The following is a 20,855-nucleotide window of genomic DNA, read 5'->3' on the forward strand; positions in this document are numbered from 1 at the left end:
TATACTCGTGTAACCGGTTTTAACCCACTCTGCGAGATGCCATGGATATCGACATCGCCTCAGTCAAAGCCCAACAGGCACTGGAAGCGTTACGATGCCCAAGCAAACCCAGTCTAAGCCATGATAGCTTAGCCGGTTTAGCCAGAAACATTTTTCAATTCAAACCCACAAATGAACCCATCTACGCGAAACTACAGGCCATAGAGTGTCTTAAGGCATTCTTCAATGATAGCTTAAAATCACATTATTCAGAGCAGACAGCCCTACTTGCGGAGTTTATATTGGCTCGTTATCTGGACTCATACTTCCCAGGAAATAAACATGCCATTAGCTCGACCTTGCCTCAGTACAGCAAAATGCAGGCCAATGCAGGCGCTCTCTTACGTGGCATGCAAAAAATGCCTCGCGCATTTATCGATATTCTAGAACTTCTCGCACTATGCCAAGCTTTCGACCCACACTTTGATTTGCTTGAGCACCAAGAAGCCCACGCACTGCTTGTCAGCATTCGTGAAGCACACGGTGAATATAATACGCGGCTATCCAAACCGCGCCCCAAACCTAAGTCGAGAACACTGGCGCAACACGCCCGACTGACCATGGTCATGAGCGTTCTGATCTGCGCTATTTTAATACTCGGCATACTGGCAAGCTTTGCCTGGGTCATTGCCAGCAATGAACGCAGTGTAGAAAGCCACCTACAAACGATGAGCAGCACCTCGGAGTCGGAATCAACTAGCCATGAATAAACACGAGCTAAAACAAGCGATCAAAACACTGAGGCAGCAATTCATCGCGGGCGCAAGCTTTCTTCGCAAACAACACGTGAACAAGCACGGCAGCGAACTTTCTTTAGAACACGCACATTGGTTTATTGTGATGGGCAGTGAAAACACTGGCAAAAGCGCCTTACTTCAACGCTCAGAGCTACCCTATTTACTCTCAAGAAAACACCCCGAAAAAACCAAGAGATATGAACACAACTGGTGGGTAACCAAAGAAGCCGTTTTTATAGACACCCCCTCAAGCTACTTAAGCACAAAACACAAAGCACTCTGGAAACACTTTGTTCGTTTACTTAAACGCTACAGCTTTCAAAAAAAGCTCGATGGTATCGTCATTGTTTTAAGTCTTGATGAGCTCAAGCAAAACGAACAACACAAAGCGCTACTCAAAACCTTAAGTCATCGCTTACAAACGATTCGAAATGCCTTTAAGCAACGCATCCCGCTTTATTTCATCATCAACAAAATAGATCGACTAGAAGGCTTCAATGATTTTTTCGAAGATTACCATCAACACGAACGCCAGCAAATGTGGGGCATGCATTTTAACCCCAATCAAGCCTTAAACCGCCAGGCCAATCTTGAATTCAAAGACTTACAACAGCGCTTGCACACACAGTTCTTATCACGCCTCACTCAAATCAACCATGAAAAGGCCCACAAACTATTTCAATTTTGCGAACAGTTTGCCGAGCTATCGCCCTGCGTTAGCCACTTCTTCACCATCGCAACATCAAAACTTAGAAAATATTACCAAGTTCAAGGACTTTACTTTACCGCAGCTTTAGCCGAATCACATTCGACCCACCTAAGTCTCGAAGCATTGCAAAAACACTACAGCGAACGAGCCAAAAGCTATTTTATACATGATCTTTTAAGCAATATAAGTTGCGAAACGTCATATGCCAGAAAAATTCACAATTTTCATATCATGCGAAACAGCGTTCTCACAGGACTTTTGATTGTATTACTGTCTTCTTTTATATTTGCCTATCAAGCCAGTCAACGAGAAGAAAAACTGCAACTGGTGAGCGCTGAAATCGCACAATCTCAAGCCCCTGCACCGAATACCACAAACTTCGACGAAATTAATACTATTCACAAAACACTTGAAGGCTCAAGAGCCTTTGGTGCTGGCGATCAACTGACAGAGGCTGTACACACAAGTCACCTTCATGCGTTGCGCTCAGAGTTTCTACCGCCTTTACTCACGTTAATTAAGCAGGGGCTTCAAAACAATGTTTCAGATATCGCGCGATACCGCGTACTTAAAGATTACTCACTGCTTTCAGCAAGCAAACTTGACAACGATGGCTTTAAGCAACTACTCAACACCCTGAGCCCGTTAGGCCCGATACCCGATTTACTCAAAGATACGCATGAGCAAAAAGCTTTTCTTCAAGCACTGAGCCAACATGAAATAAGCTTGCCGCTTAAAGGTGTGCCATTAGACGCTACACGAAATTATTTCAGATCTCTGCCCAAAGCAGAACTCGCCTTTATACTACTAGCCAGTCACCAAGATTTTGATACCGAAATGACGGTGAAGTTTAACAAAGATCCTTTAACGAAAGGCTTATTTCACTATCAAGGTGATAATTTCAGCGTGCCGAAACTTTACACTGCACAGATCGCAAATCAGTGGAATAATGCATTTATCGCCCCCTTTATTCAAGCTGCGCAAAACGGCAATGCCGTTTTAGGTCGTCTGACACCGGAGGGTGATGAACAATCTATTGCGAGCAGTATGCAGAAACTTTACAGCGCCAATTATAATTATTATTGGTCAGGCTTCATCAATAGCATCAGTTTTGAGCAAGGCAAGGATCTTAACTCAACACTCGAAAACATTACACGACTCAGCGGCGAACACTCAGCTTTAATGTCACTGCTCAACTTACTTGATAGCAACCTACCCAAAACTGTCACTCTCAACCATGAACTTCAAACCTTAAAAAACTTTATCAAAAGCAAGCAAGCCAATGACTTGCAAACAAACCTTAATGCACTGGCCAATTCGCTGAGCCCGATTCAAACTGCAAATGATCAAAATAGTGCCGCACTGGCATTTGTGAAACAGCGATTTTACAACACTGAAAGTTTAGACGCGCTTGAAAAACTCTTTAACTTAGCACCCGCTCTACCCAAGCCACTGAATGACTGGATCGCTCCTCTTATCACGCAATGCTGGCAACAACTCATGCAAGGCGCTCAGCAATCAATTTCAGATCAATGGCAAAGCAATGTCCTTCCGTTTTACCAGCAGTCCATTGCCAACCTCTATCCTTTTAATCCGCAGGCTAACGATAAAGTCAGCGAAGCCGCTTTCACGCATTTCTTCAAACCCCACGGCCTGCTGCTAAAATTCTACGAAGATAATATGCAGCCTTTTATCAACGAAAATAGTAAAGATCCAAGCCTAAAGGCCCGTGACGGTGTGAGCCTAGACTTCAGCAATGAGGCACTGAATCAATTCAAACAGGCTAAAAAAATCCAAGCGCTCTACTTCAACAATCACGAGCACCCTTCTTTACACATTGGTTTACAACCCGGTAGTCAAGATGGCAACATCCGCGATATTGCTTTACAACTTGGCCGACAAGCCATCACATTCAACGCCAAAAATATGATGAAAATGCAATATCTAGATTGGCCAAACAACACTGACAATGCCCAAGCGAGCATAGGCTTTGTGGATGTGAATGGAAAACAATACCGCTCTAACACGCAGGGTTTCTGGGGCTTGCTTGAACTAATGAACACAGGGCAATTCACAAACATCAGCAAACACGCGTGGCGCGTGGTGTTTAATCAAAACAATGCTGACGTGCCCGAACTCGAACTTAAACTGCATATTAACAGCACAGAAAACCCTTTAGATATCGGGCGCTTTAGCCATTTCCAAGCACCCGACAGCTTATTTTGAGGCAAGCTCAGCTTGGAAAGCCGAATCGGCTTGGTAGCGAGCCATGACTTCTTCCAAAAGCTGATCAATAATGCTTAAGGCTGACACTTCTTCGATCAAGCCTTTTTCCTCTTGCAGCTCGGCCAAACGGGCCTCAACCAAGTCACGCACCGAACCATTAGGGTAATATCTCGCCAACATCCTACGCGCAACTGCAGGACCGACCTGCTTATAGAGTTTGTTACGAAGGCTGGCATCTTCCGCGGTGGTACTAAAAGCCCATAACTCAATTGGGCCAATGGTATTTGTCAATAACTGGGTATTTGAGCCGTGCTTCGTTGAAAATTGTGCCAAGAAAGTAGCGCCACCTTCTCTAGGACCATGTACACGATCGCGCAACGCTGTGATCGCAGTTTCACTCAAACCGAAAACTTGCGCAGATTTTTGTACCGCCTGCTCTGGGCCTGCATCCATAATAAACACAGAGGTTGCGAACTCAACCATCACAGAGCCAAAGTCTTCTAAGGACTGAGAAATCAAAGAAACTTGCACGTTCCATTTACGGCCTTCTCGCATATCCACAATCACTTGGTCACGTACCGCTTGTGATTTTGAAGTCCGGTGGAACTCATCGTACACAATACGCTTAGGTGACTCTTTAATTTCAGAAACACGTGTCAAATGGTAGCTCTGGTAAGCTTTAGGCATTTGAGCGATACTTTCCTCAGTGAGATAATAATTTTTCGCCAATACATAGCGTGCCAACATGTACATGACAGCCGTTTGGCGATCAGCCGCATCACCGCCGCTTTTAGCCACTTCATCCAAGTCCATCGCCACGACACGAGCTTCACCTAAATCAAACTGCGTGACGCGTGAAAGAATGGGGTACTCACGAACTGCACTGGATATCATTCGACTGAAGGCGCCCACCAAGGTTTCATCGGTCGGTGTACGCACATTTCCATACAAATCTTCAATCGGTTGGCTACGGCAAATCGAGGCCGCATCGGCCATTAATGGCATGGCATAACGTTGTGCAATCATAGACTCATGCGAAAAGCCTGCAATGAACAAGGCATCAGTCACTTCCCACCAGGTTGTGTGCTCATCACTGACAAAACCAATTTCTTGCAGCACGCCATCAATCACATCATCAACACCTGAGGTATAAACCCGCGCACTTTTATCGTCGCTAAAATATTCATAGAGCTCGTCGACAATCAAACCGACCATGTCTGACATACCATCGTATGGCTTAATAGCTCCGAGTGGCGTTGCCAAAAGCGTTAAGAAGTTCACCAAGAAACTACGTTCCGTGGCCGTCGGCTTTCGACACCCGAGCTGTGTATCAAAAGGGTTAATTGAGTAACTAGGCGCCATTTCTAAACGATGGTACGCCACCATATGGCGGTCTTTACGAGGCAGAGCTTCCCTTAACAAAGAGATCAAACCACTACTCGAAGGGCCAATGTCGATAATAGCTATACGAGGTAATGCTTGAATACCAGGGGCCAAACACAAACCCAGGTTAATAGAGTTCGAAAACACGGACTTACCCGAACCAGGACGCGCATAGGTTAAATCAATCCATGTCGTTTGCTGGCTTGAACCAGGCTGATAAGGCCAAGGCTTTCCATCAGGTGAGCGAAGCATGACCGCCCCCGCTTTCCAGGCAGACGCTGGACGCGTAAATGGAAGCATGTAAATCACCTGACTCAAAGGAGCCACAGAAATCGTTGACGCTGGCGACATATTCACAGCCAATGCACTGGAAAGCACGCCTTCAAAAGCATCCCCACATTTTTCAGAGGTTTCACAATTACCCCAACCCTGCACAGCTTTAGCAAGCTCTGCAGCCCTTGATCGTAACAAAGAAATTTGACCTTCAGGCGCCCAAGTGGTCAACACCACGCGCAAACGCACGACAGCATCATCACTGTTAACCTCAATATTTCTTAAAAGATTAGCCGCATCGCTAATCAGTCGATTATAACGGGAGGTGAAACTTAAAATCGATGCTAAGGTCGATTTGAAGGTCAAACCCTTCAAACCATCACTCTCAACAAAATACGAAATACGCCAAGGCACTCGACTGGCAATCGCGCGACGAAATAGCTTATTAAAGGCGTGCACTTCTTGAGGAAACAAGTCAATAAAAACCGAGGAGTATATTCGATCACCGATGCGGCAAGTCCGCAGGTCAACGTTTTCAGCATCACGAGGAATGATTTGCTTGCCCAAAGGAGGCCACATAATATCAGACACTGCGCCCGCAGATTTCTTCAAATCTCGAACAGGGATTTTATCGCCCGGCAATACGGGTCGCCAGCCAAGATCTGTAAAATCTGAATCCACTGTCATTCGGATTTCACGAACAGCCTCATGAACCTCTAAGGTGCGAGAATCAACTTTCATCGCATCCAAATCATTCTGAACAGCCCGGACAAAAGAGTTATGCTCATCTCTAAGTTCAGGAATGCTTGCCATTAAGTTCTGAGCATTGGTGATTGGCGGCATTTTTGACTTGCGTAATTCTTTTAACTTAGTTTTACTCGCTCGTTTGAATTGCTCTGCGCTCAAAGTATCAGGGCGCGTCCAAAGCGCGAAAAAAATTTTTTCCTCCGCACAGTATTGTGACAAATAGTTTTTTCGCTCAGCAAACAAATCGCCTAAGTCGAGCTCAAGCCGCCTGGCGGTGTTTTCAGCGGGCTTTAACATATCTGAAATTTGATTGATAACCGTGTCTCTATCATAAGAAAAGAAAACCTGCAGGGCATGCCCACTTCGCTTCAAATTATTTTGCAACGCATTGCATAAAGACCGATGAAGTGTTTTAAACTCTTCCACACCAATTAAGTGTGTAATGCCATTAAACTCAATCAGAGTAACTAAAGAGCCGTCGTAAGCAACCAGAGTATGTTCATCGTCAGCCGTTTCAAGATCACAATACGATTCAGTGGTTTGCTTTAAAGAAGCGCTCACCCACGCAAAAAAAGAATCAATCGAATTAAAAACAGGGTCCAAGAAACTAGTCACGGCCTCATGCCTCCTCTGCAAGTTCTTGTGCCGCTGCCGCGGCCCAATCAGACAGTTGTTGCTTAAACTTGGCATACGATGGCAACAAACGAATATCGCGAAGCAGCTGCGCCATTTGCTCTTTACCCACATTCTTTTGATTCAGCGCCAAACGACAGAACTGACCTGGCGCACTCATACCCGTTCCGAATTTTTTTTCAACATGCTGAGCCTGTAAGCGCAAATTGCGATAAGCGGTTTGAGCGCTATTTAAGTAGCCGGTACGATTCATCATCGCGCAAAAAATCACATGGCAAAAACTATTAAGCTCAGCCTGACTCATACCAGGCAAGTAGATTAACTTACCACCCCCAAAGGAAACGCCGACATTATCAAGGAATAATGACTGCGCACAAAAAACACAAGCGGTCACTAAATTAGACAAACGATTATTTTGATAATCACCATCGATATTGACGATTTCCTGGTGTTCGCTTGCCTGAAAACCACAATATCCGCAGGCATGGTGATCCCTATGAAGTACTTTATCCCTAGCAGGAAAAAAGCGTAAGTCTAAGCGCCTCACGCTAAATATACGCCAACTTTGAGGAGACAGCGTGGGATGTAATTCCAACATAGGCTTAAGCCCTCTTCTCAGACAGTATCCTTAAAACTACTGGTTCGAAAAACCTGGCACACTGATAACACCAGAATCACCGCCCGTAGTGGCACCCGAACCAAAGATCGTTTCGCCTGAAATACCAAACAAGGTTGGCAAGAAAATCAAAGCTGCGCCGACGAACAATAAGGCAATAGGTGTACCCACTGGGATTTGCTGTGGGTTATCCTTATGCGCCTTAAACTTCAAGATAGCCGCAAAAGCAAAACCAAAACCCGCAACATAAGCGGCAGCCGTAATCATTTTAGCTAAAGCACCAAAACTTCCGATGATATTCGTCGCCACATCGCTGAGTGAGGCAGCCCCACTATCAGCAGCCCAAGCGGCGGCAGAAATACATAACACTGGCAATAAAGCACACGCAAAGCGCAAAGCACGCCTGGTGCACAGCGTATTTCTTAATCGATTTAATAAAAACATAAAGCCTCCTTTTAAATGGCTATTACTTGTATCTTTTAACACAGGCTAATCGCAAGTCAATCAAAGACTAAGACAAACCTACCGTGTTTTTTAAAATTGTCCAAAAACCATAAATGTTCACAGCACAGATACCGCCGAAAATATGTGTAATGGCTTTGCCAAACGACACTTGCGGAGACCCATGATTACCTAACTTAGTCAACATCATCATACCGCGGAAAAAAGCCACGAGACCGATCAGCATCACAACAGTTTCAATATCGTGAAAGGTTTCAGGAACGTCGCTGGGGCTGGGTTTATACACCATCAGATTATCCGTACCAAAAACCGTGGTTAATGAAATCTTCACGATCTGCGGATAAAAGACTAAACAGGTTCCCACAAACAGATAAAGCAAAGGTGTTTTTAACTCAGCCGAAGAAGACATCATCGTACGCATATCCCCATAATGCTTAAGACGATAAATGCCCGTCATCAAAAACCCAAACCCGATAATATACATAGCGCCCAGCACTAAACGACTCAGCACAGGTGCTGTTATCGCTATATTATGAAGAAACTGTGTGAGCGTATTCAACATACAATAACTTAGCCTGTTATCCCATAGGGCAAACGACCTTGCGACGTCATTACAACGCCGCTGTAAGGGTTAATGCTAACGATTTTACCGTAGCCCGGTAATACATCGCCAACCGCAACGGTGACCGTTGAACCATCTTTCGCTTTCAACCAAGCACGTCCTGGAATAACGGCTTCGACAAAATAGCGTTTATCGTGGCGTACCGCCGCATCATGACGTGCTTTTGCTTGCGCACGCCAAGCACGTTCTTTTGCCGCACGGGCTTGCATGTCAGATAACTTACCTGAAACAGACTGCAAGCTTTGATTAACCGCATCTAGCTGTGCATTCAAATCAGACACGCGCCCCTTAAGGTCGCTCACTTGAGTTTGGCTGGCATCTTGTGCTGCTTTTAAGCTATCGATTTGCTGAGTACTACTCGATTTCAACGCCTCTAGCTGTTGCTTAAGGTCAGTGTTTTCTTTCTTCTGCTCAGCTAATGCAGCATCGTTAGGGTTTTGCATTTGCGTAGCCGCGTTAGCGGCAGGTTTTTTCTCAGGAAAAGGCTTGGGTGACATTGACACACTGTGCGCCTGAACCATCGTTGGATTAGTCTTAACGGCTTTAGACGATGGAGCAGGGGTTCTCTGTGTCGTCGCCTCTTTTTCTTTCATGCGATGAACAACTTCAAAAACCACAAATACAATGACAAGGATAACCACAACCACGATGAGCTTACGTAACGGTTTTTTGCCCGATGAGGATTGCGGCGCTTCTCCTGCGTCACTCACAGGGTCAGTAGACGAAGACTTCGGTGTCGTTTCATCATACTCATAGTTGTAAGGCACCTCATCATCATGAAACTGATACTCATTCGTTTCATCATGCTGATTTAACTTATCTTTATCATCAGCCATAGTTATTTCACTCCTTCTGCATTAGGCGAGCTTTGCTTTAAATCGGGTAAGCTTTTACTAACATCAACATCAGAGACATTGGCATTTTGTGCCGATGTATCACCTGACTCATCGTTTGAAAACGTCGGTTTTGGAACATCCGACGTAAACAAAACACCCAAACCAACGCCAGATTGTACCGTAACCGTTGGCGGCTTATTGAACTCTTGCTGAGCCGCACCCGACAAGTTTGTACCAACCTGGCCCAAGCCAACAGCAATTTTATCGCCTGGCGAGAAAGTACCATGCTGAGAAGTAGAACCGCCAAAAATACTGTTTGTCGTGGTTGAGCCTGAATTCATCACAGCATTTGAGTAACCCTGCATAAACGAGGATGCAAACAAGGCACTGTATCGCAAGAGATAGTGATGATCGACTGCACTAGCAATCGCCGTTTGAGCCGTATCTGGATTAATGGCAACGGACTGAATACCTACACTTTGCGGCCACTGTTTCATGCTCATTGAATTGAAACTCAAAATAACTCGCTCTTGGTCAGGCGTAATTTGCAAGCTACCCAACAACTTCGCCCCCTTGTATTTGCCGGCAACAATCGTGGCCATTACAGGGCCTGGGCGATCACTATTAACAGCTGTATCCAAAACTGCGAACAGTATTGAACCTGCTTTAATCATGCTTTGTGCCACAGCACCATTTTGATCATTACCTTGCGACCCTGAAGCTGAAGATGCAGTACTATCGGCTGAAGAAGCACTTGATCCTACAGCAGCTGCTTTTATTTCAGCACCCCCAACACGTTGTTGCTCCTTAGGCTTCCAAGCAGCAATTAGACTTTTCGCCTGGCCTCGCATTTCACCCTCAATCGCTTGAATTTGTTTTTGCGTTTCTTCATTCGCTTTGGCTTGATCATCAGCCGCTTGCTGATTGAAATTATCGATATCTTGCTGAAGCGCCTGCTGTGCTTGCGCGGCCTCAACGCCTTCGATACCTCCTTTTTTGGCTGCATCTAAATGTGTATCAACATAGTTTTGTAATAAACGAGCTGCCACAGCTGGTGACACCTGGCCACTTGCCACCAAGCTTTTTAAGGCACTAGCATACTCAGAAGGAGACACTTTTGACTTAACCATCGATTGAAGTTGGCTTGCAGCACTAGGGGGCAAAGCGCCATTCGCTTCAAGTTGTGAAATCAGCGCAGCATCACTGTTGTTTTTCGTTGCCAAATGGTGTGCTCGATAGGATTGCGCTAGGCGGTCAGCTTGCGCTTTGGTCAGCTCGCCATTAGCCACCATGCCGTCGAGTGCCGCACGATAAGCCGCTGGTGAGACATCACTGGTATTTAAGCCTTGAAGTTTTGATTCGGTCGCTGCCGTAATTTGTCCGGCCGCTTCCATTTGTTTCGACAGATCACCCGGTGATGGCATATTTTGAGCGGACACGGCGTTTTGCTGAGCTTTGTAACTACCCATCAACTGTTCAGCTTCTGAGGGTGTTAAATCACCAGACTTAACTAACTTATCTAAGCCTGCCTCAAAATCTTTTGCATTGGGCGAGCTCGAGGCAAGCTCTCTAAGTTTAGCGGCTGTATCAGCGCTAATTGCACCACTATTTTGCATCGATGCAATCGTTCCAGCAGGCGTTAAACCTGTGGCGCTCAAGCCTGTCGCTTGACGATTGTACGCTGCCAGTAAACGCTGTGCCGCAGCAGGCGAAAGCTCACCATTACTGACAAGCTTATTCAAGTCAGTTGCATACTCTCCTGGGGTTAGATTTTTAGCATCCAGTGCCTTCAATTGGCTAGCGGTGCTAGCAGACAATTCACCTGATTTGGCCAATTGATTAACAACGTCATTGGGTGTTTCTGTGGCTGCTTTAGCGTCATATTGACGTTGATAAGCACCCATCAACTCTTGAGCAGCATTAGCCGAAAGTTTTCCTTCTCGCACCAGACCGTTAAGTTTGGCAGCGTATTGAGAGGGGCTCAACTGACTGTTGGTCAAAGCCCGAAGTTGGCTTGCTTCTTCGGCATCCACAGCACCGCTGGCCACAAGGCTGTCAATCACATTACTTGCATTTTTATGGGCTTGCGCGTTATCACGCTTGTAAGCGCTGAGCAAAGCATCAGCTTGTGCTTTGGTTAATTGCCCGCTGGCGACCATTTGCTTCAAGCGATTTGAAAAATCATCGTCTGACACATTTTGTTGCGCAAGTTTTCGCAAATCTTTCGCTGTATCTGTGGTAATGGCGCCCGTACTTTCAAGGCCATTGAGCACATTATTCATACCTGGCTTTTGCTCAGCCGACTGCTGACAACAGCAGCAAGCACCAGATTTAACCGGTGAAGATTGTAAATCAGCCCCTTGAGATTGGCTTTGGCTTGGCAGCAAAGTTGGAATATCACTGGTACCTGACTTTAAGGCTTGGCTTGCTGCTTGCTGATTAGAGGTCAGCAAAGTTTTCATGTACTCTTCAGACTCTTTGCCGGCTGTTGGCACTGATTGAATATTGTCTGGCACGCCCGCAACCTGTGTGCCACTATCGCCGACAGCGCGCTCACTAAGACGATAAACCCCAACGACAACAGCAATAATCGCAATGACCACAACGATCAAAACCACGATCCGCGTCCGGCTGTTCTGGAGCAGCTTGGCGATTTGTTTAGAAACCTTATTTAATTGCGACTTCATCAATAGCCCTCGATATTCACTTGCTCTGACTGGCCGTGGTTAGACACTAAAACATTAGGTGTTTTTTCCATGAGATAAGCATGCATGCCGTCTGAGCTTTGCATAGAAGACATCCAGCTTGGCGACAGTACTTCATTTGGTAATCGCAAATAGAGTTTTTTACCTATTTGCCAAGCCTGACAATTATTAAGGTCTGACACGCAAGGCCCGCCCGTCACTGTCAACGCCTTTGCCTTATCAGGCGCAATGCCATTCAAAATATTCAACAAAGTATTACTGGCTTGACCAGGCGCTGTTTCACCCACTGTCGGCAAAGCGTCCGGTGATTGACCTTGCACATGTAAATCGACGCGATAGTCGACCTCACTTTGGCCCGGCACCAGCGTTAACATCACAGGCGTTGAAGTACCCTTCAAGGTGACTGCCAAATTGCCATAAGTGTACATGCTATTAGCCTGAACCAATAAAGTGTTACTGCCGTGTTGCCATTGAATATTAAACGCACTCGGGTCACCCAGGTCATAGCCAACGATAGGCCATTTGTTGCCGGCGCTATCGACAAACACCAAGGAAGAAATAAACCCTTTTTGTAAATCAATCACCGGAGGTGTCGCGCCTGGCGCTAGGCTAACCATTTTCGATGAGGTCACTGGCTTTGGCGGTGTCACTGCACTGGTTGATGCTGCAAGCTGTGTCGCCGCCAACATTTTTTTCATTTGTGTGATTTGGTTCGGTGTCATCGGCATTGCCTGACGGGTAACATTACGAAATGCTTCACGTTGAAGAACATTGGGTTGAGCAAATAGTAAATTAGGGTTCGGGGCTCGTTGTGATAAATTATTCGTCGTATCGGTATTATCAACGGGTGTTAAGCTTAATGTGTCACCTGATGAAGGCGCGGCTGTTGCCGCCGCTGCAGTCACCGAAAAGACCAACAAGCTGATAACCGCTACCGGTAAGAGTGTTGATTTAACCGCTTTAAACATACCTTCTGCCTATCCTTACTGCTGTTGCGCAACAAATTGCGCAATGCCAACACCATACTTACTATCGAGTGTAGAACGACGCTGTATCGTCAGCGTTAAAAGTAAATTTTCACTGAACTGCTGACTCAAGCTTTGGTAAGTCACAACAACAGGGATTTGAACGCGCCATGAATATTTTCCATCGAGAACGCCCTGGTTAGTAATCACAGGAGCACCGGCCGGCGTCGCACTCACTACCAACTTCTTATCTTCCACGGTTTTCAGGTTGCGAGACTTCTCAACTTGATCTAGATACGCCTTCCAGCCATCGGGCGTAAAATAAATCTGATTGTTTTGAAAGTTTTGGCGATAGTTCAAAAAGTCATAGGTGTAAAGCGATGTGGCCGCATTAGCCACCCAGTTCACAAGCTGGTTGCTCTCCATATAAGGCTGATCCAAGGGCACCATTTTGAATAAGCGGCCATCTTGCGTGGTTGCAAAATACTTTGGGGTTGGCTTATGAGTTTCAAGATAAAAAACAGCCCCAACGAGCAGTACATTAACCACCACTGAAAGAAATAAAATGATAGCCACCAATCGATAACTATCACGGTAGAAATTATGCCGAAGCTTCACTGTTTCGAGTGCGTCATGCGCCATATGTCCTCCAAAGACCCGATTCCTATACTCAATTCTTCAAATTTTGTAAGAAATTTCTTACAATCCTAACAAAAAATTAAGCACTTGTCACGATTTCAAGCAAGTTTTGTGCGTGACAATCGTGATAACAGGTATTAACTCTAACGCTGGCTCGCGAGGCAGCCACATTAAGCCCCCCTCCCTGCCAAAGTTTTTTCAACACCACACTTCCTTGTTGCTGGCCCAATACTAGGCTAGCGCGACGATTCTCAAAGGTATTTGTACTGATTTTGACAGAGACATTCCAACGCCCACGACATTTCATCGCCGGCGCTAATGCGTTTAAAAAGGCCTCGCCTCGCTCAGTAAGATTTTCAGAGCGCCCAACAAAAAGCTGGTCAACAGGTACAGTGATAATTTGCTGATCGCCCAAAACGCCTATTTCACCATTAAGATGGTAAACCATGCTCTCGACAAAACGGTGATAGCCAGTCGAACAAGGTGGCACGTTTGGCGGCGTAATCTTATACGCGCAAGCAGACAAGCCCAACCCCAGTAAGGCTATGAAAAATAGTCTAAAGTGTCCCGTCAAATGTCGCGCCATAGCGTTCACTATACATCATCCAATAAAGAAGACAAATCAGAATTATCCCCACTTCTACCGTCCATTCCCTGAACAGAATCCACCAAACGTTCGGCGTTCATAATCACCTCGTCGACGCTTAACGGCTGCACAAGCATAGGCGGGTATCGGGTCGCGATTTCCATATCATACATCAACTCTTTTGCGATAGCGCTGGAGTGTGTGCCACGCGCCCCTAACAAACGCTGAGCCATATCGAGTTTTGGTTGGATCTGAGAGCGAGTCAAAATAGGCTGCGTGAAGCTCTCTGTTTCAGCGCCTGCCAAAGTTTGCTGCGTCATCGCACTTAAGCGTGGTTTGAGGAAAATATTGAGCTCACCAATCGCTTCGTCGATAGTGACCTCTTGAACTTCCTCTTCTTGCGCTGGCGCTTCGGTTGCGTGATAAAAAGCCATCAAAGCATCCACACCCTTCTCAAGCAGTGGCGTTTCAGGATCAGACTCGCGGTAAGCCTCGATAATGACATTCAACTCGGCATTGCTAGCCTCAGCAGCATCAAAATCGACACCTGATTTCTCGATGATTTCAGCAAACTTCTCAAGGTTATCTTCAAGTAGCGCAAGCTCTTTAACATCTGGCGTTTCCACTTTCAAGAAATGGTTCAAACGCATTTTTTGAACCGGCTTAGGATTCGCAAAGAAAGACTTAGCACGCACAATACGAGATTTGAAGAAAATATGCATCTCACCTTCCCGTTGATCTTTCAAATCTAAAAGATCAATGCGCGCACGCTTTTCAGATGAGGCACTGCGTGTATCCATATAGTTATTGAGCATGCCCTGGTTTGTTTGAAACGAGTCGACCTTAGTCACATAGGCCTCACCCGCTGTTTTCTGGAAGAAATCCCAGGTTTCGATCGGGTCTTCGAGTTTCATTGCAATTTTAATATTGGTGTTCGCACCAATCGACAAGGCTTCTTCTTTCGAGGCTTTTTGAAACGCAGGTAAATCCTGGCCCGCAAAAATGGCAGAGAAGCCCAAAGATCGCGCTTGCGCAGGCACAACAGCGAATCCAGGCACCGCATAGTAACCGTACTCATCAAGAATACACATGAACGGCGTTTTTGCATTCGTCGGTTTTTTCGCAATAATCTCAGCGTAAGTACCCTCAACCTCTTCACCCAAACCGGCAGCCATCATGGCTTTTAAAGAAGCCACAATGACTTTACCCAAGTTAGACAACTCTTCCGGTGATTTTTCCAAGGCAGGCAAAAGTACAACCAAAATTCGCCGATTCAAAACCACGTCTTTGACATCGACTTCGGCTAACTGCGTTCGAAGAATATGGCCATAGGTATCTGCCAATGAGGTAAACACACGCGTCAACTGCATAGTGATGAAGCCATGTTGCTCTAAAACTTGCGAAACCTGTTTACCCTTCTTTTCCTTGTTATAGCCCGGCAAGTTAATGACATAGTTATAAATAGGCTCAAGCACATTTGCCGGCGCATCAGCACAACTGACTGGCTCTTGGCCATCGCGTAAAAACATTTTGTCCATAGTCATGGCTTCGAGACGATCCAAAGTAAAATAATTACGAATCGTATTCGCATCCAGCAGGATTTTGCCTTGATCACGCATATAGACCAAAACTCGCATCAAAGCTTCCACAAAACCAATCGCGCGACCTTTCCACATATCCGCCGAAGAGTCAGACTGGTTTGACTGGTCCATTAGGCTCACAACAAGCTGCGATAGCATGCTCGAAGAACCGCGCGAGAAAGGGTTCATCGTGTTTGATAACCGGCGCTCCTGTGGACCGATAATGTCCCTCGCGCCAGTCATAAAGTTAATCAGAAGCACATCATCTTCGCGCCCCATGCTTCGCGCCATGGAAAACACTTTGGTAAACAAATTGTTATCACCCTTACCATCGACGTAAATGAAGCCACTACCCTGAAGCAAGGCGTTATAGGCAAGTGAGACCAAGGTTTCCGTCTTACCTGAACCGGTTGAGCCAAAAATCAAGACATGTGTTCGCATGTCTTCATTATTAAACCAAAGCTCTTCATTATTCTGCCGGTCATTACCAAAAAAACAGATGCCTCGTGCATCATTGGGTTTATTTCCACCAGGCTTGGTATCGTTATAATCTTTTAAACCCGATCTCATGGGCAAACGAAACGGAAGCATCGTTCGTTGAAACCAGGTAAACAAAAAGACACAGATACCGATAATACCCAGCAAATCAGACAAGCCAGGGAAAAAATAAACCGCGACGGCTGCCACAATCAGCATCATGCCAATATTGCGAGGCTCTTTGAAAAAATCTAGAATTCGCTGGCCAACGGTACGCGTATCGCGCAGTAACTGGCGAGGATCTTGTTCATGTCGTTTGTCTAAACCACGAAACACGCTACTTACTCGCTATAAATTTGTGACTGTATTGCCTCATCCAAGGCATGCGTCGCATTCTCAATCATCGGCGTTTTAAAAGGACGCTCTAAGGTTGCCTCAATACACCAGTGCCCAAAAGGCCCTGCCACTTCAACGGTCGGTGTCTGACGGCCTACAGCATTAAGCATATACCATAATCGCCGATCGATGACTTTTAGCCATAAAAAATCTGCCGATGCCAACACGCCAGAAGCACGCGCAATATTAAGTATCGACGCCATGACCGTTAAAACATACGCGTGATGCGAAACCGTGGTTTCAACCAAGGGATTATTTTCATGCTTGGCCAGTAAGGCTTTCACACCTGAAAAATTCAGTTTTCCGCCGTTGGCTGAAGCGGCAATTTGCATGAGCAGGGCATGCGAGGCCTCTGCATCACCTGCAATTCTAGCCGCAAAAGCGGCAAATAAAGCCTTTACATGCATAGGCAACGCTTCGGTTCCTCTCCACAAAGGCCCGAGCTGCTTTACAAAGAGCTGATTAGCTTTAGGCTTAACCAAGGTCGCCACCAATTTAGCATCCTTGCGCAACATACCCTCTTCTAAGGCTCTGCGCTGAATTTTCAAAAGACCCTGAGTTTTAGCGAACTCCATCGGCGTTTTCGCCATGGCCCAAGGACCCTGGTCGATATCTATGCTAACCAAATCTTCTTTCACAACAGGGGTGATTTGAGGCCAGTTTTTGTATTCCTTGGCCAGCAAAGTTTTCATCGTGTAAACGGTTTTAAAACGGGTACCCACCCCACGATTAAACAACAGCGCGCCCAATATCACGAGCAAGATCATGACAGGGATCATATAAAAGGTGCCGACTTCAGTCACCAAACCGACAAGCTCGGCTATATCCACACCTTTAATCGGGGTGTTAAGCATTTGCTGGCGCAGCACCTCCGCTTTTGGCCAAACCAACCCAACAAGCCAAAGCTCGCCTGATTTGATGTAAAAAATAGCAGTGACGATCTCACGCTTGAAGATAAACCAAATCACAACGGCCATCACAAAGACAAGGAATGAAATCCACATGGCGGCCATGTGATTATCCGTACTTTGTCCCTGTTGTGACGGCGCTGGAGGCATAATACAATCCGTTTAGATTTTCAGGGGGCAGTATAGCAAAAAACTTACACTGAGTGCGACAAAATCTTACAATGGCTTCGCCGGCACCCCCAAGGCCGTCCAAGCAAAGCTCTTTGTCTTTTTCGCAAGCACTATGGTACATTCGAACTATTATGGAAAAGCCTAAAAAACCCTTCAACAGCCCACGCATCGGCACCAGTCTTTTTGGCCACACCGTAGGGCGCAACCTCGGCGCCAACGCACAAACAGATAAAGACGACGATGACGGACGTAGTGGCGGCAAGCAAACGCAATTGCAAGCTGGCATTATTGAAAGCGCCATCAAGAAAAGCAAAGCCGATAAAAAGCAAAAAAAAGATACCGAAGCCAACGCCACTCGACAAGAAAAAATCGACCGAGAAACAAGCAAAAAAACGGAACGCATAAAGCTCGCGGAAAAATACCTCCAAAGCCTTCTGGCGATTCGGGCGGGTTTCAAAATTGGCAACATTGATCCATCCGCACTAAAAGACGCCAAATACAAAGCCTTTCAAAGTCACCACCGAAGTGTAGAGATGGGCATTCAACCGAGCCTGGAAGAGCAGCTACATTATGCACAAATAACCGGCTCAATCACGGGCACACTGAGCGGTGCGTCAGGCAAGTCGATCACCGCTATGGAAAGCGAAGGGCCTATAAGCAACTGGCACGGTGTTCAATACATCAGCGCTCACGCTTCACTTGATCTTGTCCCTCTCATGAATAACCCACACGCACCAGCAAGACACTACGTTTTAACGGGCGGACACACCGAAGCATCCAGCTCAAATTACACCGCCAATGGAAGAGTGCCTGGGCTATTATTTCAACAACAGCAAGCTACGCCAAGCAGCAGGCTGCCGAACATGGCTTACAATCGATACACAGGCTTTTCCGCAGGGGCTATTAAAAGCAATGAAATGGCCTTAGAAAACGACCTTCTTGATAAGCAAAATACATTTCAGGGTAAAAAATAAGCTCGAACACCATCCAGGGCACACCCCTAGATTTCAAGCAGCTTGTGTCCATCTAAATGATATTCTTTGCCTTTACAAATGAACGCCAAAATATTTTTTTGCTTTAAAGCAGACTCTCTCAGGCGCAGCAAAACATTACCATGAAGGTCACGCAACTGGCTTTCTTGAGCATTTAACGCAACATCATCGCGACTCACCTTGACCTTCAAAACACCGTGATTCTGAGGATGATTCTTGTTTCTTAGCAAGGCCTCAACATCCTCCATGCGCGCATAAACAGGTCGGTTAACGCTATGCTCATCTAAAGCATGCTGAGCCAAAAAACGCTCCCAGCTACTTAAACGAAGACCGTGCGCATTATACAAATAGACATACACAACAAGCTCATTATCCTGTAAGGCACGCGCGCTAGCTATTTGCTGTGTCTCATCGGCCTGAGCCCGGGTTTGTTCATCCAACAAACCTTGCATACGCTGCTCAATTTGCTGCAGCTGAGATTGCAACACTAAGAAACGAGAGCCAATGCCTGCCTGTTCACGCAAGCTTGCTTCTTGCTTAATTAAATCTTGAATAAACGGCAGCACACTTTCAACATCCACCTCATCACTATCTAAGGCAGATAAGCGATGAGCTTCTTCCATTAACAGTGACTCAATACGAGTTAAATAGTCTTTTTCATTAGCCATGCGGTTTGTCTTGCTGTTCTGTTTGTTGTTGTTTTTTTGCATCCCCAGCCCTGGTGTCAACATGTTCCAAAAAACGCTTTGCCATTGTGGCAATCTGTCGGAGTCTGCGACTCAAATCATTCGTATCAAGTTTAGTCATAAAACAACTCATCCAATGAAGTCGCACGCTTGTCTGGTGACGCCTTAGCTAACTCACACAGCACATCAATCAAACACAAATATCGCAGTGCATCAGGTGAGAGACTATCAAACGTGACACTACTGCCCGTCATCGAGCCCGGAGCCTCTTCAAAGGTGACGCCAATGCCATAGCCTAAGCATAAAGCACAAAGTTGATCCGCACGACGAGCAATGGCAGGCAATAAAGCACTCTCAGCAAACACTTCAACGTAGGTCGCAGGACGACCTTTCATCGTAAAGCTGATCCCGAGTTTCTTCATAATACGAGCTAAGTTAGCAGCAATTTCTTTTGCGATCTCATCTGAAGTTCTCAAATCCGACATGATTGCTCCTAGCGCCACCAAGGGGACGACACTTTTCGTCGCCCTACCAAACTTGTACGAAACCAACGCCAGAAAACCACAAGAGTGAAGCCATAGCGTTCAAGAATCCCAAAAAACAGCGTCGCAATGACAGCCAGAACAAACGTCCAAAGCTTGATATGAAGCAAAAATAGCAGTAGTGGAAACGCTGCTCTCGCATCGATCATGAAGAATCGGGCCGCCCGTGCGCTGTCCCGCCAGTGTGCTCCTGACATAAGCCTTTACCTACAACAATGTAAGACCAAAAGTGTAGCAACTTTTACCTCAGCGATAAAGCGGTATCTCGACGCCAAAACCTAGGGCACGCCCTGGCTTCTCTACTTTATTGATTTTTCAGAGCGAGGTCGTATAATTTTCCTTGGGTTTTTTTACGTGAAATTTAATAGCATTTATCCACGTTGACTTTTTGAACAACCCTGTGTTTCAATGGCCAATGGATTACAAACAGGTAAGACTTTTATGATCTACAGACTGTCCGCACTACTCTTGATAGTCGCAGCACTGACCGCTTGCGCGCCCAAAGTACCCGCACCCCGGTGGACACCCACCGAAGATCACGCAGTCAATGTTACCCTTTCAGAAGCCGCAACCTCGGTCAGCCATAACCTGACCACACTCGCCGCAAATGAGCAGGCCGCTAATCCACCAAAAACTGTGAACGTTCCGCCTAATCCTGCAAGCTATGACATGAACATCAAAGCCTCTGTGAACTGGCAGGGCGGTATTGAGCCGTTGTTGAAATCCCTTGTGGCCAAAACAGACTATCACCTACATATTTTAGGCAATCGACCGTCTATCCCTGTTATCATCAATATTGACGTCAAAAATGAAATGATCGGCAACATTATTCGAGATGCAGCACTGCAAGCCGGCGATCAAGCTCAAGTGGTCATCCTACCTTCACGCAAAATTGTTGAATTGCGCTATGGAGAAAAAGCTTAAA

18 protein-coding genes are annotated in these 20,855 nt (G+C 46.0%); 4 read left to right on the forward strand and 14 right to left on the reverse strand.

The window, feature by feature from the left end; all coding sequences use genetic code 11:
* Positions 1 to 41 precede the first annotated feature (41 nt).
* A complete protein-coding gene (locus COV52_08530; protein PIR10538.1) occupies positions 42 to 749 on the forward strand; it encodes a hypothetical protein in 708 nt (235 codons plus the stop codon).
* Positions 742 to 3,711 carry a hypothetical protein gene (locus COV52_08535; GenBank protein ID PIR10539.1) on the forward strand — a complete coding sequence of 990 codons (2,970 nt, stop codon included), beginning with the start codon at positions 742 to 744 and terminating at the stop codon, positions 3,709 to 3,711. The genes COV52_08530 and COV52_08535 overlap by 8 nt, the downstream gene beginning before the upstream one ends.
* On the opposite strand, the gene COV52_08540 is transcribed toward COV52_08535, so the two are convergent.
* The 11 genes from COV52_08540 to COV52_08590 form a co-directional block, all read right to left on the reverse strand.
* Entirely contained in the window at positions 3,703 to 6,729 is a 3,027-nt protein-coding gene (locus tag COV52_08540; protein PIR10540.1) for a type IV secretion protein IcmB, read from the reverse strand. The two genes, COV52_08535 and COV52_08540, sit on opposite strands and share 9 nt — an antisense overlap.
* A gap of 4 nt (positions 6,730 to 6,733) precedes the next feature.
* Positions 6,734 to 7,345 carry an HNH endonuclease gene (locus tag COV52_08545; GenBank protein ID PIR10541.1) on the reverse strand — a complete coding sequence of 204 codons (612 nt, stop codon included), beginning with the start codon at positions 7,343 to 7,345 and terminating at the stop codon, positions 6,734 to 6,736.
* Positions 7,346 to 7,381: 36 nt separating this feature from the next.
* Positions 7,382 to 7,807 (reverse strand): type IV secretion protein IcmD, encoded by a 426-nt coding sequence (locus tag COV52_08550; protein PIR10542.1) that lies wholly within the window; start codon positions 7,805 to 7,807, stop codon positions 7,382 to 7,384.
* Between the two features lie 67 nt (positions 7,808 to 7,874).
* The gene (locus COV52_08555; protein ID PIR10543.1) at positions 7,875 to 8,387 is read right to left on the reverse strand and encodes a hypothetical protein; all 513 of its coding nucleotides are present in this window, start codon (positions 8,385 to 8,387) and stop codon (positions 7,875 to 7,877) included.
* 8 nt (positions 8,388 to 8,395) lie between these two features.
* Positions 8,396 to 9,283 carry a hypothetical protein gene (locus tag COV52_08560; protein PIR10544.1) on the reverse strand — a complete coding sequence of 296 codons (888 nt, stop codon included), beginning with the start codon at positions 9,281 to 9,283 and terminating at the stop codon, positions 8,396 to 8,398.
* Positions 9,284 to 9,285: 2 nt separating this feature from the next.
* The gene (locus tag COV52_08565; protein PIR10545.1) at positions 9,286 to 11,970 is read right to left on the reverse strand and encodes a hypothetical protein; all 2,685 of its coding nucleotides are present in this window, start codon (positions 11,968 to 11,970) and stop codon (positions 9,286 to 9,288) included.
* Positions 11,970 to 12,956 (reverse strand): type IV secretion protein IcmK, encoded by a 987-nt coding sequence (locus tag COV52_08570; protein ID PIR10546.1) that lies wholly within the window; start codon positions 12,954 to 12,956, stop codon positions 11,970 to 11,972. Before COV52_08570 ends, COV52_08565 begins: the two co-directional genes overlap by 1 nt.
* 15 nt (positions 12,957 to 12,971) lie before the next feature.
* Entirely contained in the window at positions 12,972 to 13,595 is a 624-nt protein-coding gene (locus COV52_08575) for a type IV secretion protein DotI (protein ID PIR10547.1), read from the reverse strand.
* A 76-nt stretch (positions 13,596 to 13,671) separates the two neighbouring features.
* Positions 13,672 to 14,187 carry a hypothetical protein gene (locus tag COV52_08580; GenBank protein PIR10548.1) on the reverse strand — a complete coding sequence of 172 codons (516 nt, stop codon included), beginning with the start codon at positions 14,185 to 14,187 and terminating at the stop codon, positions 13,672 to 13,674.
* Positions 14,187 to 16,571 (reverse strand): phosphoesterase, encoded by a 2,385-nt coding sequence (locus tag COV52_08585; GenBank protein PIR10549.1) that lies wholly within the window; start codon positions 16,569 to 16,571, stop codon positions 14,187 to 14,189. Before COV52_08585 ends, COV52_08580 begins: the two co-directional genes overlap by 1 nt.
* A gap of 5 nt (positions 16,572 to 16,576) precedes the next feature.
* Positions 16,577 to 17,689, reverse strand: a complete 1,113-nt coding sequence (locus COV52_08590; GenBank protein ID PIR10550.1) for a phosphoesterase — start codon at positions 17,687 to 17,689, stop codon at positions 16,577 to 16,579.
* 71 nt (positions 17,690 to 17,760) lie between these two features.
* On the opposite strand from COV52_08590, the gene COV52_08595 reads away from it, so the two are divergent.
* Positions 17,761 to 18,684 (forward strand): hypothetical protein, encoded by a 924-nt coding sequence (locus COV52_08595; protein PIR10551.1) that lies wholly within the window; start codon positions 17,761 to 17,763, stop codon positions 18,682 to 18,684.
* A gap of 26 nt (positions 18,685 to 18,710) precedes the next feature.
* Here COV52_08595 and COV52_08600 read toward each other — a convergent pair whose 3' ends face one another.
* The 3 genes from COV52_08600 to COV52_08610 form a co-directional block, all read right to left on the reverse strand.
* Positions 18,711 to 19,433, reverse strand: coding sequence for a hypothetical protein (locus COV52_08600; GenBank protein PIR10552.1), 723 nt, complete (start codon positions 19,431 to 19,433; stop codon positions 18,711 to 18,713).
* Positions 19,434 to 19,501: 68 nt separating this feature from the next.
* Positions 19,502 to 19,873 carry a type IV secretion protein IcmS gene (locus COV52_08605; protein PIR10553.1) on the reverse strand — a complete coding sequence of 124 codons (372 nt, stop codon included), beginning with the start codon at positions 19,871 to 19,873 and terminating at the stop codon, positions 19,502 to 19,504.
* A gap of 8 nt (positions 19,874 to 19,881) precedes the next feature.
* Positions 19,882 to 20,127, reverse strand: coding sequence for a phosphoesterase (locus COV52_08610; GenBank protein ID PIR10554.1), 246 nt, complete (start codon positions 20,125 to 20,127; stop codon positions 19,882 to 19,884).
* Between the two features lie 211 nt (positions 20,128 to 20,338).
* On the opposite strand from COV52_08610, the gene COV52_08615 reads away from it, so the two are divergent.
* On the forward strand, positions 20,339 to 20,854 hold the full coding sequence (locus tag COV52_08615; protein ID PIR10555.1) for a hypothetical protein: 516 nt from the start codon (positions 20,339 to 20,341) through the stop codon (positions 20,852 to 20,854).
* Position 20,855: the final 1 nt, after the last annotated feature.

The organism is Gammaproteobacteria bacterium CG11_big_fil_rev_8_21_14_0_20_46_22, assembly GCA_002796245.1.
In the GTDB taxonomy this organism is placed as follows: domain Bacteria; phylum Pseudomonadota; class Gammaproteobacteria; order UBA12402; family UBA12402; genus 1-14-0-20-46-22.

Coding starts and splice junctions, on each gene's coding strand:
- COV52_08530 (PIR10538.1), top strand. CDS start 42: ATGGATATCGACATCGCCTCAGTCAAAGCCCAACAGGCACTGGAAGCG.
- COV52_08535 (PIR10539.1), top strand. CDS start 742: ATGAATAAACACGAGCTAAAACAAGCGATCAAAACACTGAGGCAGCAA.
- COV52_08545 (PIR10541.1), bottom strand. CDS start 7,345: ATGTTGGAATTACATCCCACGCTGTCTCCTCAAAGTTGGCGTATATTT.
- COV52_08550 (PIR10542.1), bottom strand. CDS start 7,807: ATGTTTTTATTAAATCGATTAAGAAATACGCTGTGCACCAGGCGTGCT.
- COV52_08555 (PIR10543.1), bottom strand. CDS start 8,387: ATGTTGAATACGCTCACACAGTTTCTTCATAATATAGCGATAACAGCA.
- COV52_08560 (PIR10544.1), bottom strand. CDS start 9,283: ATGGCTGATGATAAAGATAAGTTAAATCAGCATGATGAAACGAATGAG.
- COV52_08565 (PIR10545.1), bottom strand. CDS start 11,970: ATGAAGTCGCAATTAAATAAGGTTTCTAAACAAATCGCCAAGCTGCTC.
- COV52_08570 (PIR10546.1), bottom strand. CDS start 12,956: ATGTTTAAAGCGGTTAAATCAACACTCTTACCGGTAGCGGTTATCAGC.
- COV52_08575 (PIR10547.1), bottom strand. CDS start 13,595: ATGGCGCATGACGCACTCGAAACAGTGAAGCTTCGGCATAATTTCTAC.
- COV52_08590 (PIR10550.1), bottom strand. CDS start 17,689: ATGCCTCCAGCGCCGTCACAACAGGGACAAAGTACGGATAATCACATG.
- COV52_08595 (PIR10551.1), top strand. CDS start 17,761: ATGGCTTCGCCGGCACCCCCAAGGCCGTCCAAGCAAAGCTCTTTGTCT.
- COV52_08600 (PIR10552.1), bottom strand. CDS start 19,433: ATGTTGACACCAGGGCTGGGGATGCAAAAAAACAACAACAAACAGAAC.
- COV52_08605 (PIR10553.1), bottom strand. CDS start 19,873: ATGTCGGATTTGAGAACTTCAGATGAGATCGCAAAAGAAATTGCTGCT.
- COV52_08610 (PIR10554.1), bottom strand. CDS start 20,127: ATGTCAGGAGCACACTGGCGGGACAGCGCACGGGCGGCCCGATTCTTC.
- COV52_08615 (PIR10555.1), top strand. CDS start 20,339: ATGGCCAATGGATTACAAACAGGTAAGACTTTTATGATCTACAGACTG.